Origin of the sequence: Wolbachia endosymbiont of Oedothorax gibbosus (assembly GCF_936270145.1) — a bacterium.
Classification (GTDB): domain Bacteria; phylum Pseudomonadota; class Alphaproteobacteria; order Rickettsiales; family Anaplasmataceae; genus Wolbachia.
Genome location: NZ_OW370537.1, coordinates 1,276,076 through 1,293,084, shown reverse-complemented (window position 1 = coordinate 1,293,084; position 17,009 = coordinate 1,276,076). Strand labels below are relative to the sequence as shown.

Below are 17,009 nucleotides of genomic sequence, written 5' to 3'. Positions count from 1 at the left end.
TTAAAAAAACATAGTTGATATGACGGTTCGCACCATCACACTTTTGGGCCTTACAGATATTGAGCAAATCCAATAATCTCCTTGATTTCTTTTATATTATGGGTTGCAATTTCTGTTGCTTTCTTTGTACCTTTTTTTAATATTCCATGTAAATGGAATTGGTCTTTTAAAAGATCATTCATCTCCTCACGTATGGGTGATATAACACTGATAATTAAATCAGCTAACTCTTTTTTGAAGTGTTTCATGTCATGTTTGTTCACTTCTTCACACACTTTTTCCACATTTACATTACTAAGCACTGAATAAATGTTTATCAAATTGCTTATTTCTGGTCGGCACTCTAAAGTAGCAAAGCCTAGAATTGAATCTGTTTTTGCTTTTTCTATTTTTTTGACAATTAAGTCATCTGTATCATCAAGGTTAATGCACGAATATTCTGAAGGGTCAGATTTACTCATCTTGCTTGTGCCATCCCTTAAGCTCATTACCCTTGATGCGCAATCCAAAGTTAAGATTTCAGGTACGATGAAATGATCTAGCTTATAATGATTGTTAAAAGCTGATGCAATATCACGTGCAAGCTCCAAATGCTGTTTTTGATCATCACCAACAGGAACGTATTTAGTTTGATACAACAATATATCTGCAGCCATAAGTACTGGATAACTATATAATCCAAGAGAGGCTTTTTGTTTATCGCTACCAGCTTTATCTTTAAACTGAGTCATACGATTAAGCCAACCAATTGGTGTATAGCACCCCAGCAGCCAGCCCAGTTCTGCATGACCACTAACCGTGGACTGATTAAAAATAATGGACTTTTCTGGATCTATTCCACATGCAATATAAGCTGCTGCTGTTTTAAAAATATTACTTTTTAATTCACTTGCGGGAAGCTTATTTGCTGTGATTGCATGTAGGTCGACAATACAAAAAAGAGATTTGTATTTATCCTGTAAGTCTACCCACTGTTTGATTGCACCAAGATAATTACCTAAATGTAGTACGCCACTTGGCTGGATACCTGAAAAGACAATACTTGTCATTATACATTTACCTCATGCTAATCGCTTCCACAATCAGCAGATTTCTTAGAAAGAATAACCATTGCAGGACGGAGCAACCTATTTTTGATAGTATAACCAGTTTGTAGTACTTCTACAATGGTGCCAGGCTCTTTTTCATTGTCTTCTCTTTCCACAACAGCTTGGTGTAAATTACTATCAAAAAGCTCACCAAGTGGATCTACTTCCTCTATTCCATGTTTTTTCAGATCATTTACAATCTTTTGGTGAGCCACTTTTATTCCTTCATGAACAGGATCACCATCTTTCAAGTTTTCCATTACTTTTTTTAAATTGTCGCACGAGTCGATCATATCACGTGCAAATTTTGTGACTGCATAGTCACTTGCATCGCTAATTTGCTTTTGCATTATACGTTTGACGTTTTCATTATCTGCAACAGCGCGGCGTAAATGATCTTCAAGCTGAGCTGCACGTTCTTTTAATGTATTGAGATCTTCATTTAAATCATCTGTTTGCTTGTTTTGTTGGTCGTCACCTTTCTGCCTATTTACTATATCAGCAAACTTTTTCTTTTTCTCCTGACTGCTGTCTGACATATAATTATCCTTAAGAATCTAATAAGTATATAACAATTAATTCGAAAATATCAAGCGCCAGCTACATTCGTCTTTCTATGCTCGCATTTAAAAAGTCAATTAAAGTAGTTTTATAAAAAGAATCAGAAAAAGTACTAATATCATTTTGTGCCATATTAATGTAGTGTCTAGCTTTTTCCATAGAAAGCTGAATGGCATTATGGTGATTAATATAGTGTAATGCTTGGTCAAAATTGTGTCTAGCTGAAGAAAAGCATTTTTCCCAGAATTTTTGCTCTGCTGGACTGCCCTTTTCGTATGCTATAATAGCAGGTAAGGTGACTTTACCTTCGAAAAAGTCTTTTCCGACTTGCTTTCCAGAAGTGCCTTGATTAGCAGTATAATCGAGCATATCATCAACTATTTGAAATGCCATACCAAAATTAAAACCAAAATTCTTTAGCCTCTCTGTTTCGTCATTTGTTGCACCAGATACTGTAGATGCAGCTTCACAGCATGCAGAAAATAAAGATGCTGTCTTCTCTCCAATGATATCAAAATAATTTTCCCTGACTGTGTGGGGGTCAAAGCGTGTTGTCATCTGCTTTATTTCACCCTTCACAAGTAAATGCGATGCTTTAGATAAAATAGAGAGAATATTTAAATTTCCACACTCTATAAGCCATCTAAATGCTAGAGTCAACAATAGATCACCAACTAAAATGCTCGATTTATTTCCCCAAATTTTATTCGCTGTTTTAACTCCATGGCGTGCCTCACTTTCATCGAGCACATCATCATGAAGTAAAGTAGCATTGTGTATAAACTCTACCGATGCAGCAACGTTGATCCTATTCTCTCCAGAATAGTTTAGCATTTTACATATAATAAAAACTAGTTTAGGCCTTATTTTTTTTCCACCTGAACTAACAAGATGAGATATAATATCAGTAGCGAGCTTAGCATCTTCATTGTTAACATTTCTGAAGATAAAGCCCTTCATAGCTGATAAATCAGAAGATACAACATCATCTAATTTATCACTGTTTGTTAAATCAGTATTCAGCATTTTAAAGAGACTTATGCCTCTTGCCCTTGTGCTTTCTCGTTCTCTACCTTCTTCTTTTCTATTTTCTTTGGTTCTGTTTCTAAAGTTACTATGCCTTTTTTGATGAACCACAGTACTCTTTCAGTTGCTTGCGCGCCTACGCTTAGCCAATGTTTCAATCTATCAGCCTTCACCACAACACGATTTTTATTATCTTTTGGTAACATTGGATCATATTGTCCTATTTTCTCAATAAAGCGCCCATCTCTTGGTGCTCGTGAATCAGCTACAACTATCCTATAAAAAGGGCGTTTCTTTGCGCCAAATCTTGCCAACCTTATTTTAACTGCCATGTTAACCTTTATTCATATATTAGTTACAATTTTATACAATGAGCCGTTTTAAGTCAAATTAATTATACAACTTTTGCACCTTATAATATAATTACCAATAATGTAGGGCAGCGCTGGGCGCACAGCTGTACGAACATTCATTTTTGAAATGCCAACTATTTTTTTTAACACACGCTCTAAAACACTTTCTTTACTTCCGTTTGGTTTTTCACTCCATTTTTTAAAATAACCATAACAATTGCGCCATTTTGGAAACTCTTTTGCTCTACTGACAACCTCTTTTCAGACACTCCACAAAATACATCATAATATATCCTAATTTATATACATTATCTCTTAGTTCATTCCTTTCTTGAGATCATGTACAGGTTCTAAGAAGTCTACTGAATAACAGTAAGATTTTTCAATCCTGTTCCACAGCAAATTTTAGTGCCATGTGAGTAGTTACAGTGCTGTTAATAATCAAAATGACAAAAACTAAGATGGTGATTAGTAGTGTATAAATATTCAAGGACAAATTTTCAAATTGAGTTAGCATTTTAAAATACACAAAGGTTGGCATTATAATTGGCAAAACAAGAATTTGCGATACTCCTGATGCTAAGTTGTTTCGACCAATCATCAATGCATTTCCAGTAGCTGAAATATTAATGATTATCAGCGTATTAAATAATAAAGACACTCCAACTGCTATTGAGTGTTCAACACTATTGCCTAGAATTGCAAAGCTGAATATGGAAGAAATTACTGAAATCGGTAACCCAAATAATAACCAGTGAGCGAAAATTTTATAAGCAACTATAAGCCTAGAAGAAAGTGGCTGTACAAAGATTTGCTCTAATATTCCATCATGATAATCAGATGTAAACAAATTATTTGTAGAGATCTGCAAAACAAATGTAGCACATATCCATGTTAATGTTAACATAACTTCTTGTTTATTATTGTTTTCAAGTGTAAATGAAGATAAACTTAACATTATAATAAAAATATATACTACATAGGTAAGATTCTTATTATCTATTACTAATTTTTTTACTGAGCCAATCATACTAGGCTTTTAAATGTTTATTATAAATTATAGTGTTTACTTTGAGGTAGTATAATTTTTTGTTCATCAGTTATATAGGTTTTATTATTTTTTTGATAATGCAATTATGGAAAAGTTACCAAAAATAAAGTCACCAGAAGATTACACTCCTTCAGAAGATGAAGAATATATGAGCGTAAAACAACTGGAATACTTCAGCTTAAAGTTACAGTCAATACTCGCTGAGTTAGAGAAACAAGAACTAGAAGATAATAGTATTGATACATACTATTCTGATGAAGATAGTGGAAACGAGGAATTAATCAAGCGCCGAAAAGATAGAAAAGAAAAAATTAAGGAGGCGTTAGAAAAAATAAAATTAGGCACTTATGGTTACTGCGATGGAACAGGAGAAGAAATAGGAGTCGAAAGACTTAAAGCTAATCCGCTTGCTATATATTGTATTGAAGAGCAAGAGAGAGTAGAAAAAGAAAAGAACGTGTACAACATTGACGATTAATTTACTGACCCTTACCCAGATAGTATGAATTAGGTATTGCTTGGTTGGAAGCAAGAGATAATCACTTCTCAGAGTGGATAGGTGGCAGGTTGATACTAGACTTCTTTCAAAATTGAGGGAGAGAGAGTAAGATCAAGTATTTGGAAGCATGAAATATAAGGAAATAGAAAAGTTAGAAGGAGAAAAGTTTCGACGTTTAACGGGGGTAAAAAAATCAACATTTAAGAGAATGGTAGAAATTCTAGATGAGGAGGATAAAAGGAAAAAAGCTAGAAGTGGAAGAAAAAGCAAACTTTGTATAGAAGATAGATTACTTATGGCACTGGAATATATGAGAGAATATCGTACATATTTTCATATAGGACAAAGTTATGGCATGAGTGAAAGCAACTGTTTTAAAATAATAAGGTGGGTAGAAGACACATTAATAAAACATCCAGATTTTGCATTACCAGGAAAAAAAGATCTATTAAATAGTAATGTAGAATACGAAGTTTTGGTAATAGATGGAACTGAAACAGCAGTAGAAAGGCCAAAAAAAAGCAAAAGCGCTTTTACTCTGGAAAGAAAAAAAGGCATACTATAAAAACACAAATAGTAACAGAGAAGAAGAGTAAAAAGGTCGTATGTACATCTTTCTCCAATGGTAGAAAACATGATTTTCGGATGTTTAGAGAATCAAAGATAGCAATATTACCGCAAACTAAGATCCTAGCTGATTCTGGTTACAGAGGAATGCAAAAGATACATAAAAATGTTGAATTACCACATAGAAGATCAAAAAAGAATCCTTTATCAACCCCAGTTGCGGATTAGAAGTCAGTGAAAAAGATAGGGAAATAGGGTAAACTCCGGAAACATATTATCAAAAAGTAGAGAGGTTACCCATGAATAAAAATGTAACAGAATTATTTTGCTTTGTAGACGATTTTTGCAAGGCTATAAACAAAAATTTCGCAGAAAAACTCCTGCCAAACAGTAAAAAACCTACCAGAACGCCAGAGATTACGCATTCTGAAATTCTTACTATAATTTTACTTTATCAACAATCTAGATGTGAGGACTTTAAATCTTTCTATACATATTATTTGAAAGCACTATATGGATCTGAGTTTCAAAATTTGCCAACATATAGTAGATTTATTAGGCTAAAACCGAGGGTTTTATGGTATTTAGCATTACTTTTGCAATGGCTATGTGAGCAGTCGAAAATGACAGGGATTTCGTACATAGATGCAACATCTATCGCTGTTTGCCATCCAAAAAGAATCTCAAGAAACAAAGTTTTCAAAGGATTGGCAAAGCTTGGAAAGACTACATATGGCTGGTTTTTTGGTTTTAAATTGCATATGGTAATTAATGAAAAAGGTGAAATTCAAGGAGTTACACTTACTAAAGGTAACGTTGACGACAGAAAACCAGTACCAAAATTAACTGAAAAACTGACTGGTCTTTTGTTTGGTGATAAGGGCTATATAAAGAAAGAGCTCTTTGCAAAACTCTTCGATAGAGGACTAAAACTCGTTACCAAAGTAAAAAAAGGTATGAAAAACACATTAATGCTACTTGAAGAAAAGATTTTTTTAAGAAAAAGGTCGATTATTGAAACAGTTTTTGGCTACCTAAAAGACAGACTTGAGCTTGAGCATTCAAGGCACAGGTCTCCAATAAATTTCTTGGTGCACGTCTTTTCCACATTAGTTTCATATTCCATGAAGCCTAAAAAGCCCTGTATTTCTAGATTTTACTATATTGATTAATCCGCAACTGGGGTTTTATCAAAGGAGAAAAAAGCAGAAAATAGATCTCTCTCTATACGAAGAGTGGTAGTTGAAAACGTAATCGGCTTATTGAAAAGGTTTAAAATCATTTCTGACAGATATAGAAATCGACGAAAACGTTTTGGCTTAAGATTTAATTTGATTGCCTCTATTCACAATAGAGAGCTCCTTTCATGAATTTTGAAAGAAGTCTACTTTTTCTGAGGCACTTTCTGTTCTTGTTATGGAGTATAGGAAGAAGACCCCGTTACCCAGATTCTGCCACCGGTGTGGCCCATAAAATTTGGTGACCAGCGTATAGGAGAATGGACCAACTGGTACTCTGATATGTTGGAGTATTCAATAAGAGGGAAAATTTATGCGTTACATAGGCATTATACCAATAGGTTTACTGTTTGTTACTTGCAAGAAGGAAAATCGGAGTATATTCAAACGTTTCGCTTAAAAGACTTGAATAATTTTATCAGAAATCTTCAAGCAACAGATAAAATAGCCTTAGAACCTGTTTAAAATCTCGAAGAGATGAGGTAAAGTAGGCATAGATTAATAATGAAGTGTCTATGCGGGAAAGTTATCCAAGCGATATAAGTCGAGAACAAAAGGCTGAAGAAAACCTCTCTGAAGTTAAAAATATACTGGTTGATGCTGGCTACACTGGAGAAAATTTTGCAACTCAGATAAAAGCTATCATTGGTGCAACCGTTGAGGTAATAAAGCGAAGTAAACTACATTTTTTTGTTGTACTGCCAAAAAGATGGGTCGTTGAACGCTCTTTTGCTTGGTTAGAAAAGTGCAGACGATTGTGGAAAAATTGCGAGCGTAAACTCAACACTAGCTTACAGATGATCGTCCTTTCCTTCATTTCTCTTCTATTACGAAGATTTTAAACAGGTTCTAACAACCCACGCCCCAACAAACTATTCTGCCGAGCTTCCAGTACCTTTACATTCATTATTTTGTCCCTGTATTTACCTTCAGGATCATCAATGCACACTGATTGCATATATGGGCTTTTACCAATAATTTGGTTTTGATGTTTGCCTTTTTTATCACTGAACAAAGCAGGAATAGTTTTGCCTACCATACTCTGGTTAAACTCAAGTTGTTGCTTACTAATTAATTTCTGTAAACGAAGAAGGCGTTCTGTTTTAACCTCTTCTGCTACTTGATCTTTTCTTTCTGCTCCCGGTGTGCCTGGTCTTGGGCTGTATTTAAAACTATAAGCCTGAGCGTACTTTACTTTTTCCACTAACTTCATAGTTTCCTCAAAATCTTTTTCGGTTTCTCCAGGAAAACCAACGATAAAATCAGAAGAAAATTCGATTTCAGGTTTCAATTTGCGAAATCTGTCTATTATTTCTAAATACTCCTCTGCAATGTGCTTTCTGTTCATCGCGTGTAATATTTTATTCGAACCTGATTGAACAGGTAGGTGAACAAACGGCATGAGTTTTGGTTCTTCCGCATGTGCCAAGTAGAGAGATTTGTGCATATCTCTTGGGTGGGAAGTTGTATAGCGGATTCTTTCTAACTTTTCAATTTTAGCAATATGACTAATTAATTTTCCTAAATCCCACACTTTCCCTTCGCATTCCCCATGGTAAGCATTGACGTTCTGACCAAGCAAATTGATTTCCTTTGCTCCATTTGCAACTAATTTCAATGCTTCGCGGAATATTTCATTTACTGGCCGTGAGTACTCAGCTCCACGAGTGTAAGGCACTACACAAAATGTACAAAATTTATCACAACCTTCTTGTATGGAAAGAAACGCAGAAGATCCTTGGCTATTACCGTAACATTCATCTGGCAACTTATCAAATTTTGCAACTTCCGGAAAATCAGTATTTATCACATGACCTTTACTTCTGCTTGCTTTGACTATCAGCTCCGGTAAAGTAGCGATACTCTGCGGACCAACAACAATATCCACAAATGGAGCCCTTCTAAATACTTCTTCTCCCTCTGCTTGCGCTACACATCCAGCCACCACTATAGTAATTTCTTTATTTTTTCGTGATAAGTAAATCTTTCCGAGCTCTGAATAAAGCTTTTCTGCTGCCTTCTCTCTAATGTGACAAGTATTCAGTATCACCAAATCAGCTTTTCCTGCATCACTAACAATGTTGAACCCCAAAGGTTTAATTACATTTTCCATTAAAACGGAGTCATAAACGTTCATCTGACAGCCGTAAGTTTTAATATATAGGCCTTTCATGTTTACTTAATTTCATTCACTATCACTCACCATACACCATTGTCATTCCAGCGCGTGACGCTGGAATAGCTTTGTTGCATAGCAGCAGAAAAACTAGTGATTACTGATAAAATTCATTATAAAATGACGATTTAAGGATAAATATGCCACAAAAAATGAGAGTCAGTAACCATAGCGAATATAACAAATTTCTAGAAAAAAGAGGAAATATTTTTCATTATATCAACGAAGCCATAGAAATTTGTATAAAATTGGGCCAAAAATGCAGGGTGGCAACAATATTTACAGCAATAAAGTGGTGATTTTGATACATATAACAACCCATCTATTCATAATAGGTTTGAGTGGGATTTTTAGAGGGATACATTGAACAGATAGGAAAAATTTGCAGGTTATTAGCTATTCACAAGCATCAAAAGAAACTTGATATTAAGATCAATGATTGCAGAAAATAACATGGAAGATATCGAAATTGCCATAGGCAGTACAGGAATTAGTATATACAACAACACACAGCAAAGAAAATAGCAAAGATAGAGAGTATCGCAGCTATACACAAGTAAGAAAATTGCACATAATGTTGAGCAAACAAGTCATAGCTACAAAATACAGTAATGGCTGATCACTATGGAGCATTGGGGAAATCTGATGTTAAATATGCCATAAAAGCACTATATGCAGATAGGGCATATGACAGACATAAACTCTATAAATTGTGTGATGAATGCGGCATAAAGACGAAAATTCCTCCGAAAAACAACGCAGCAGAGCATCCAAAATTGGATTATATGCTTGATAGAAATGCCGCTATTCAGTTAATGAAATTACATGGTGAGAATGGTATAAAAAGATGGAAAGAAGAAGTAATTTACGGAAAAAGATCGTACATTGAAGAATTTTTCTCAAGGTTGAAGCGAGTATTTGGGTTTAGTTTTAGGAACAAATCTGAAATTAATCGTGAGAGGGAACTGCTACTCAAATGTTATTTGCTTAACAAATTTACTGATGGCTAAATTTGAGATAGCTTCATAAATTTATTGTGCGTATCCAAAGAGCGATGCAACAAAGCCATCCCAATGTCAACTACTTGGATGACACCCTTTGTTGTAAACTTGTAAACTCACTTTTTCTTGATTTTTTGGTTTATCTTGTCTACCTATTTTGCCACTCTGCTGAACGGACAATGGCGTCAACTTAAGGACACATTTTAGACTTTTTTGTTGAAATAAAATAGAAACAAAAGTGCTGTTTATTGCACTCTTTGGATAATTTAATGATAAAAAATTTAGAGAGAATTTTTATACACTATCACCGATATTTTTCCTTAAGTTGACGCCATTGGCTGAACGGATAAAATTAGCACATTGAAAATCCTAGCTTATTCATGAATTGACGTAGTATTGATACATCGCTTATTTTAGTAGCTGGGTTTTCTGTATATTCTGATTGATTTCGTTGTCTTTTTGCTGCTAGGTCTTCAGAATCATTTCCTAAATTCTGTTGATCATTGTCAATAGGGTTTTTCGAAGCTTGATTCTGCTCTGTTGTTGAATTAGAGAGATTTTTGTCGTTAAATGTGTCCTGTGCTTTGTTGGTTGATTTTTCAAAAAGTTTCTTAATACCACTAAATCCTAAAGTTAAAGTAAGACATATAACTCCAGCAGTAGCTATTATAGGAATGGCTGCTCCAATTGCCATTTGACCCTGAAAGAAAGCAAATGTTACCATTGCAATAACTGTAATCGTTATTGTGATTGCTAACAGTTCGCGAGTTCTTTCGGCTGGATTTATGTATTTTCCAACAGCAGATAGTACTTCTTCTGTAGCAGATACTCCTTTTTTTATACCAGAACCTAGCTTTTTAATGCCTGACTGACATTTTTTCGAAGCAGTTCCACAGTGGTATTTTTCCTCAAGCTTCTCTTTTAGTTCTTTAGCTTTCTCCTGTGCTTTCTGTGGAGTCCCTGAATAATCTTTTAGATCTCGTAAAGTTAAATAGTACTTTTTAGTATGGAATTTTGGATCTTCTAACCACAAAGAATCAGGGTTAGCACCGTTTTGTAATAATGCTGCACAAAACTTTGTTGTACTATCATAATTAGTTGCTAAATCAAAAATTGTTCCTTGCGATGGATATTCGATACTTCTTTTTTCTGCTTTTTTCTTTAATGCCAATTCTAGGGGTGTGCTCCCTTCTCCATTCTTAGCATTTATAGCTTCACCTAATTTATCTTTAGATATTGTTCCATTTTCCACTAAACCTAAAATCAACTCTGAACATGTAACTTTTTGTTCTCCTTTGAATGAAGCAATATAGTGCAGAGCATTTTTTCCATCTTTATCTTGCACAGTAATATCTGCACCATTTTGTAAAAATAACTCTAAGGCTTTATATCTATTTGTTTTTTCAAATTTTCTATCTGTACATGATCGATCCTCATTCTTTTCTTTTATATGCTGAAGTAATCGGTGGAGAGGTGTTTGTTCGTTATCATTTTTATCATTCACAGCTTTTATAAATTGTTCTTTTTGGTCTACTTCCAGTGATATACTGAGGAATTTAAGCCTTTGTTCTCTCTCCAATTTTGTAACTATCAGGTGCAGAGCATTGTTGCCTTCGCCATCTTTAAGGCTAATATCTGCCCCTTTTTGCAATAACTCTTTAAAACGTTCTTTATCATTATTTTTAATTGCTAAATGTAATTGATAATTATCATTACTATCTGGAGTATTTATGGTACGTAGTATAATTTCTTTAATTTTTGCTTCTATATTGATTTTTATTTCTGGCTTTAATTTAGATTTCTTTCCTTGCTCTGCTAATTTTTCTAAGAAATTACGGTAGTATGTCTTTTGCTCTTCTTTTAAGTTTTGTAATTCTTCTTTAGACAACTGCAAATCATCAATATTTGCTCCTAATTTGAGCAATTGTATAGCAGATACTATTGTATTGTCGTAATGTGGTATAAGTTTTTTTAAAGGTGTTAAAGTTTTTCTAGGTGTAGTCTCAAAACTATGTTTTTCTTTTGTTACTTTACTAAGTAACAATGCTTGCAGTGGTGTTTGACCGTTGCCATTTTTATCGTTTACAGCTTTTTCAAGTTGTGCTTTAAGTTCTTCCTTCTTACTCACATTTAGTACTGTATTTAAAAAATCAAACTTTTGTTTTTTCTCTAATTGTGTAACTATTAGGTGTAAAATATTATTTCCTTTTTCATTTTTTATGCTGCTAATATCCGTGCAATCTTTGAGATATTTTTTAAATTTCCTGTTATTTCTATTTTTGATCACTTTTAGTAATAGAGGATTGTTATTTGTTATTTCGTTGCTTATTTCTACTTTATGATCATCTTCAACATCGCTACCGTAGCCACTTTCTGCTTCACTATCTTCACTATTCCTACGATCATTTTGGTTGTGGGTAATACTATTAGAACAATATTTGCTATTATAAGTAATTTTAGAAATTACTTGCTTTTTTGTTTCATTTGATATTTTTTTCGATCGTTCTATTACTTCATCTAGCACTGGAAGGAAGCATTGGACATAATACCTATAATATTTTTCTTGTTCTCTAAGTGATTCTTCTAATTTAGTTAATACTTCAGAGCTAGCACCTCCCTCAAATAACCTTTCACATTTCTTGAGAGCTCCATCTCGACTTCTTGGTTTTTCACGCTTGTGTTCTTCTTTTTTTACCTTTCTCTCTATAATGCAGTACAATTGCTCGTCCTTTCTATCTTGCTCTTGCTTTTTATCTATGCATTCATCTAATTTATTTGCATTAGTAGTTAGTGCAGTTATATCTATACCCATACTAAAACCTCAATATTAAAAGCTATTTAAGTTGTCAGCACTAAACTAACAACCAAGAAGTTTGACTTTTAAATTGAGCTAAACGTTGTATATGTGATCAAAATATAGGTGGAAAGGCAGAAAACTAGTTTCTATTAGAAAATCTGTTATCATAGTCAAATCCTCACTTGAACAGTTGTCTACTATTTTAACCATTTTGTCTTAAAAAATAATAAATATAGCTAAACTGCGAAACGTGCTACTGGCTAAAATATAGCTAAACTGACTGAGATTTACCGACAATTTGAAAAACCGTCATCCCGCTACTTGTTAGCGGGATCTAGAGATACCGCGAATGAATCGCGGTATGACGTGTTATACCAATCTCCACTAATAGATAGACAAATAGTAAAAACTACAAATAATTGAGGCTAGAAAGAATAAATATGTAGTTTATGGCAGGAAAAAGTAAAGCAATAGGAGAAGAACTATATAATCAATGCAAGTTAGAATTAAAAAAATATGGAATAAGAGGAGAGATAGGAAGAAGGTTACAAGCAATAATATCAGCAAAGGAGTATGGTATCTCAAAAGTTGCTAAAATATATAGAATTACGAGAACGACATTAATGAAATGGATTGCAAGATTTAAAGAAAAAGGTGTTATTGGGTTTGCAATACAGCCAGGGCGAGGACCTAAACCAAAACTGAACGAGGAGAAGAAGGAAAAAATAAGAGAGGTAATAGAAGAAGATGGGGCAAATCTGACTGCTAAAAAATTGCAAGGTATAGTTGAAGGAATGTTAGCTATCAAAGTAAGTGAGTCAACGGCGAGAAGGCTTATGAAGAAGCTAGGATTTACATATATCACACCTCGTCCAGCACATTATAAACAAGACAAAAACAAACAAGAGGAGTTCAAAAAAAATCTCAATGAAATTGTGGAAAAGAACCGGAAAAAGGAGGTTTTTTTTCGATGAATCGAGATTTGGAACGCACTCAAAAGTTGGACATGGATGGTTTAAAAAGGGCTCAAGAACACAAGTTAAAGTAAAAATCGGAAGAGAAAACTTCTATCTTTACAGCGCTGTAAATCCCAGGAATGGAGAGGATATTAGCCTACTTGCTCCACATGTAAACACAGATTGCATGAACATATTTTTGGAGCAGATGTCGAAAGATTTGGGGACTAGAGAAGCTTTTCTTATCATGGATTGCGCAAGTTGGCATAGGTCTAAAGGTTTAAAAACTCCTGAAAATATCACCATAATTTATTTGCCGCCGTACTCGCCTGAGCTCAATCCTGTGGAAAGATTTTGGCAACATTTAAAGGAAAATATAATAAAGAACAAGATGTATGACTCTATTAAATTACTTGAAAATGCTGTATCTGAATTTATTCGAGATATTACGGAAAGTTCGATCAAAACCATTTGCTCTGTGAATTATTTGTCTAGTTATTTATGAGGGTTGGTATTAGTTACCTGGATGACAGGAAAGGAGCTATTTGGATAGTAGAATTGGCATTGGGATAAAATGCAAGAATTCTAACGAAAAAATACAACCCTCTTTTGTTAGCTATAAAATTCTGAAAAAATAAAAACCATAGGCGCCAGATGGTTTTTAGCTCAAGAACAAAAGTCAAGTATCTGGAATTCTAGGGATAGAACCTCTAAGTCATTGATTGGACTCTTTATAATAATTTTCTCTGTACAGCAATAGTACTATATCAGCATCTTGTGCAATGCTTCCGTAGGTCTACCAATATAAATTAGTCAGAGTGTTTTTTGCAAGTTTTCCTAAGATTTTTTGGTGGCGTTGACCTTAGTTTTTCAATCTCATCAATTGGAAGATCAGTAGATTCAGCTATTAAGTCAACAGATACGCTAGCTTTAAGTAAGTTTTTTGCAACTTCAATCTTTCCCTCAATCTTTCCTTCCTCTTTAGCGTCATCAAGTTTTTGAGCGAGGACAGCCTTTTCATCAAGAATACGTTTTATTTCTTGCTCATAGGCTATGAATTCTTTTTCTGACCAATTGAATCTGTTTAGCTCTTCATATGCTTTTTTGATTATTAAATCACTTCCTATTATCTTTTCTAGCTCTTCTTCACTAGTTTCGTCCGCATATTTGAAGAAGTAAACCCATTTCTCGACTATACTCTCTAATTGGTCTTCCTTCGTTCTTGGAAATTTAGGTAACTCAATAAATGTAAAATAAAAATCTTTTAAATCATGTTCATTAGTGTCTTCATCTCGGATAGTATGCCTTGACTTGTACTCAGATTTATTAGGAAACAGTACACAATCTGCTATAGCAATAAAGATAATTTCTTTAAGGTCTTCGTATAGATCACCTTTATTAGCTTGTCTTGAATAAGCTTTAGCAGCATAGTATTGAGCGCGTTTTTCAAAGCCTTTAGTTTTAGCAACTTGCATTTCGACTATTACTTGCACCCCATTTTCATCCCTGCAGAGTACATCAACGATACTTTGTTTTTTAGAGGCAATATCAGGGTCTTGAATAGTACTTAAGAACTCTATATCCTTTATTGTACTTTTGCCAGTGAAGCCGAGGATATCATTAAGGAAGTGAATGAGGATGTCTTTATTTTTTTCAGTACCAAAAATACGCCGGAACGCAACATCGTTTTTTGGATCGAGAAACTTAGAAATAGCCATAGTAAAAATGCTTAGAAAAGATTAATAATTATACACTATTTCCCGCGATTCCTCAACTTAATATTCTCCCTGTATTAACTTGATATGGCACTATAGCCTTTCCAGTTGAGATTTTTTGCAAATTGATCTTATATGAAAAAGATTCAATAGAAATGCAACGCATATATGGCAGAGATTAAGCACATTCATGTACGCTGAAGAAGATACGCTACATTTTTACTGGAATTTAATTATTTTTAATAGAAAAGCCTGCAGGCGAAGATAAATTTCGAGCTCGAAAAATATCTCAATTGTTATTATAATTAAAATTTTTAGTATGCGGAAGTACTTTTTTTTTAGCTAAGTAAGATTTACGTGCTGGAATGACAAGCCAAGTAGCTGGAACCTAGAATATCCTAAATTATAAATTGAATTTGAAAAATACTATAGTATAAGCTCTCTTAAAAAAAGCTTTTCATGATGAGTGATAGATGATAAGTTGTTAATAGTAGATTATTGTTAATAAGATTATGTGTTTTGGTTTACCTAATATAAACAGGGAAGGTTATCCATTTATAGTAGTTTTCTTTATTGTAACATGTGTAGCATTCTCTATATCTTGGGGATTTGGTGTTACGTGCTTGTTTCCGACATTATTGTGTACTTATTTCTTTCGTGATCCAGCAAGAGCTGTGCCAAACAATAAGGATCTTATATTAAGTCCTGCTGATGGTGTGATTTCAAAAATTGAAGAAGTTAATTATCCTTTATCGGCAGAAAATGGAGAAGAGAAGAAGTTTACGCTTGTTAGCATATTTTTAAGTGTTTTGAACGTCCATGTGAACCGTATACCAATATCTGGTATGATAAAGGAAATGAGTTATAAAAAAGGCAAGTTTGTATCTGCAATGAGCAATAGGTCTAGTAATGAAAATGAAAAGCAGGTTATTGTAATTGAATACGAAAAGGGAAAAGAAATTATTGTAGAACAAATAGCTGGATTAATTGCACGTCGTATCGTTTGTAATTTAGGAGTATCCCAGAACGTAAAAGCAGGTGAAAGGTTTGGAATTATAAGATTTGGCAGTAGAGTGAATATTTATGTTCCTGCTGATATAGAAGTAAGAGTTTCAGAAGGGCAAACTGTTATTGGTGGTGAAACAATTATAGCAAACTTAAATAAGGAAAACGTTCAAGAGAAGCTTACTTTTGACGTTATATGAATAACGATGGAAGTAACGGTAAATTCTTACCTATTACCAAATTATTTCCAAACTTTATAACTTTACTGGGTTTATGTGCTGGTCTCACTTCACTTAAATTTACATTTAATGAACAATGGGAATTCTCAGTAATTTTTATCATCATTGCAGCAATACTAGATGGGATGGATGGCAGAATAGCTAGAATTCTAAAATCAACTAGCGATTTTGGAGCCCAGCTTGATTCTTTTGCAGATTTTCTAAATTTTGGTGCAGCGCCTGCATTTCTTTTGTATTTTTGGAAGCTAAACGAAATCAAAGTCATAGGTTGGATTTTAGTAATGATATACGTAATCTGCATATCAATAAGACTTGCAAGATTTAATGTTTCGCTACACTCAGAACAACCATACTGGGAAAAATTTTTCTTTTCTGGTGTTCCAGCTCCAGTGTGTGCTTTACTTTCTTTGTTACCAATAATTATCACCTTTCAATCTCATGAGAGTGAATACTTACTTCTTATAGAGCGATTTTTTAACACAAGAAACGTAGCTTGTTACTTTCTGGCCATTTCATTTTTTTCGATAAGTCACATTCCAACTTTCTCCGCAAAATATATTTATATTCCCAAAAGCCTATCCTATATATTTGTGTCATTTTTTGGAGTACTTATTGTATTTTTCATCAGTAAGCCCTGGATAACTTTACCAATTTTAGGTATAGTGTATACACTTACTATTCCAATAAGCACCGGGTTTTACATATATTTTACATATAAAACTCGTTAGCTAACAAAA

General features: G+C 33.8%; 13 protein-coding genes and 4 pseudogenes. 9 read left to right on the top strand and 8 right to left on the bottom strand.

All coding sequences use genetic code 11. The features are described 5' to 3' along the window. Positions 1 to 50: 50 nt before the first annotated feature. From trpS to NBW37_RS06290, 5 genes are all read right to left on the bottom strand, one after another. A complete protein-coding gene (gene trpS, locus NBW37_RS06310; RefSeq protein WP_250296179.1) occupies positions 51 to 1,049 on the bottom strand; it encodes a tryptophan--tRNA ligase in 999 nt (332 codons plus the stop codon). 17 nt (positions 1,050 to 1,066) lie between these two features. Then, a complete protein-coding gene (locus NBW37_RS06305) occupies positions 1,067 to 1,627 on the bottom strand; it encodes a nucleotide exchange factor GrpE (RefSeq protein WP_250296178.1) in 561 nt (186 codons plus the stop codon). 61 nt (positions 1,628 to 1,688) lie between these two features. Next, entirely contained in the window at positions 1,689 to 2,675 is a 987-nt protein-coding gene (locus NBW37_RS06300; protein ID WP_250296177.1) for a polyprenyl synthetase family protein, read from the bottom strand. 11 nt (positions 2,676 to 2,686) lie between these two features. Beyond that, entirely contained in the window at positions 2,687 to 3,007 is a 321-nt protein-coding gene (gene rpsP, locus NBW37_RS06295; protein ID WP_250296176.1) for a 30S ribosomal protein S16, read from the bottom strand. Between the two features lie 403 nt (positions 3,008 to 3,410). Further along, entirely contained in the window at positions 3,411 to 4,058 is a 648-nt protein-coding gene (locus NBW37_RS06290; protein WP_250296175.1) for a heme exporter protein CcmB, read from the bottom strand. Between the two features lie 106 nt (positions 4,059 to 4,164). Between NBW37_RS06290 and NBW37_RS06285 the strand changes: the two genes are divergently transcribed. The 5 genes and pseudogenes from NBW37_RS06285 to NBW37_RS06260 form a co-directional block, all read left to right on the top strand. Then, on the top strand, positions 4,165 to 4,557 hold the full coding sequence (locus tag NBW37_RS06285) for a TraR/DksA family transcriptional regulator (protein WP_250296174.1): 393 nt from the start codon (positions 4,165 to 4,167) through the stop codon (positions 4,555 to 4,557). A gap of 148 nt (positions 4,558 to 4,705) precedes the next feature. Beyond that, a pseudogene (locus NBW37_RS06280) lies at positions 4,706 to 5,355 on the top strand (IS5 family transposase); the annotation flags it as partial. Positions 5,356 to 5,444: 89 nt separating this feature from the next. Beyond that, positions 5,445 to 6,317, top strand: coding sequence for an IS982 family transposase (locus NBW37_RS06275; protein WP_250295817.1), 873 nt, complete (start codon positions 5,445 to 5,447; stop codon positions 6,315 to 6,317). Between the two features lie 15 nt (positions 6,318 to 6,332). After that, positions 6,333 to 6,515 (top strand): annotated as a pseudogene (locus NBW37_RS06270) (transposase family protein); the annotation flags it as partial. Between the two features lie 428 nt (positions 6,516 to 6,943). Beyond that, positions 6,944 to 7,225, top strand: a pseudogene (locus tag NBW37_RS06260) (transposase); the annotation flags it as partial. Here the strand turns inward: NBW37_RS06260 and miaB are convergent. Then, positions 7,222 to 8,556, bottom strand: a complete 1,335-nt coding sequence (miaB, locus tag NBW37_RS06255; RefSeq protein WP_250296173.1) for a tRNA (N6-isopentenyl adenosine(37)-C2)-methylthiotransferase MiaB — start codon at positions 8,554 to 8,556, stop codon at positions 7,222 to 7,224. The pseudogene NBW37_RS06260 and the gene miaB sit on opposite strands and share 4 nt — an antisense overlap. A 143-nt stretch (positions 8,557 to 8,699) precedes the next feature. Between miaB and NBW37_RS07900 the strand changes: the two are divergent. Continuing rightward, positions 8,700 to 9,569, top strand: a pseudogene (locus NBW37_RS07900) (transposase). A gap of 343 nt (positions 9,570 to 9,912) precedes the next feature. Here the strand turns inward: NBW37_RS07900 and NBW37_RS06240 are convergent. Next, positions 9,913 to 12,372 (bottom strand): ankyrin repeat domain-containing protein, encoded by a 2,460-nt coding sequence (locus NBW37_RS06240; RefSeq protein WP_250296170.1) that lies wholly within the window; start codon positions 12,370 to 12,372, stop codon positions 9,913 to 9,915. A gap of 434 nt (positions 12,373 to 12,806) precedes the next feature. Between NBW37_RS06240 and NBW37_RS06235 the strand changes: the two genes are divergently transcribed. Next, positions 12,807 to 13,818 (top strand): IS630 family transposase gene (locus tag NBW37_RS06235; RefSeq protein ID WP_250295836.1). Its coding sequence is split into 2 segments (ribosomal slippage): positions 12,807 to 13,319 and positions 13,321 to 13,818, totalling 1,011 coding nucleotides; the frame shifts between segments, so codons are not numbered across the junction. A 304-nt stretch (positions 13,819 to 14,122) separates the two neighbouring features. Here NBW37_RS06235 and NBW37_RS06230 read toward each other — a convergent pair. Continuing rightward, on the bottom strand, positions 14,123 to 15,031 hold the full coding sequence (locus tag NBW37_RS06230; protein WP_250296169.1) for an Rpn family recombination-promoting nuclease/putative transposase: 909 nt from the start codon (positions 15,029 to 15,031) through the stop codon (positions 14,123 to 14,125). A gap of 509 nt (positions 15,032 to 15,540) precedes the next feature. On the opposite strand from NBW37_RS06230, the gene NBW37_RS06225 reads away from it, so the two are divergent. Both NBW37_RS06225 and NBW37_RS06220 read left to right on the top strand, forming a co-directional pair. Further along, positions 15,541 to 16,233 carry a phosphatidylserine decarboxylase gene (locus tag NBW37_RS06225; protein ID WP_250296168.1) on the top strand — a complete coding sequence of 231 codons (693 nt, stop codon included), beginning with the start codon at positions 15,541 to 15,543 and terminating at the stop codon, positions 16,231 to 16,233. Then, positions 16,230 to 17,000 carry a CDP-alcohol phosphatidyltransferase family protein gene (locus NBW37_RS06220; RefSeq protein ID WP_250296167.1) on the top strand — a complete coding sequence of 257 codons (771 nt, stop codon included), beginning with the start codon at positions 16,230 to 16,232 and terminating at the stop codon, positions 16,998 to 17,000. Before NBW37_RS06225 ends, NBW37_RS06220 begins: the two co-directional genes overlap by 4 nt. The last annotated feature ends 9 nt before the right edge of the window (positions 17,001 to 17,009 follow it).

Bases quoted from the DNA above. Each gene is read 5' to 3' on its own strand.
- trpS (WP_250296179.1), bottom strand. From the start codon at position 1,049: ATGACAAGTATTGTCTTTTCAGGTATCCAGCCAAGTGGCGTACTACAT.
- NBW37_RS06305 (WP_250296178.1), bottom strand. From the start codon at position 1,627: ATGTCAGACAGCAGTCAGGAGAAAAAGAAAAAGTTTGCTGATATAGTA.
- NBW37_RS06300 (WP_250296177.1), bottom strand. From the start codon at position 2,675: ATGCTGAATACTGATTTAACAAACAGTGATAAATTAGATGATGTTGTA.
- rpsP (WP_250296176.1), bottom strand. From the start codon at position 3,007: ATGGCAGTTAAAATAAGGTTGGCAAGATTTGGCGCAAAGAAACGCCCT.
- NBW37_RS06290 (WP_250296175.1), bottom strand. From the start codon at position 4,058: ATGATTGGCTCAGTAAAAAAATTAGTAATAGATAATAAGAATCTTACC.
- NBW37_RS06285 (WP_250296174.1), top strand. From the start codon at position 4,165: ATGGAAAAGTTACCAAAAATAAAGTCACCAGAAGATTACACTCCTTCA.
- NBW37_RS06275 (WP_250295817.1), top strand. From the start codon at position 5,445: ATGAATAAAAATGTAACAGAATTATTTTGCTTTGTAGACGATTTTTGC.
- miaB (WP_250296173.1), bottom strand. From the start codon at position 8,556: ATGAAAGGCCTATATATTAAAACTTACGGCTGTCAGATGAACGTTTAT.
- NBW37_RS06240 (WP_250296170.1), bottom strand. From the start codon at position 12,372: ATGGGTATAGATATAACTGCACTAACTACTAATGCAAATAAATTAGAT.
- NBW37_RS06230 (WP_250296169.1), bottom strand. From the start codon at position 15,031: ATGGCTATTTCTAAGTTTCTCGATCCAAAAAACGATGTTGCGTTCCGG.
- NBW37_RS06225 (WP_250296168.1), top strand. From the start codon at position 15,541: ATGTGTTTTGGTTTACCTAATATAAACAGGGAAGGTTATCCATTTATA.
- NBW37_RS06220 (WP_250296167.1), top strand. From the start codon at position 16,230: ATGAATAACGATGGAAGTAACGGTAAATTCTTACCTATTACCAAATTA.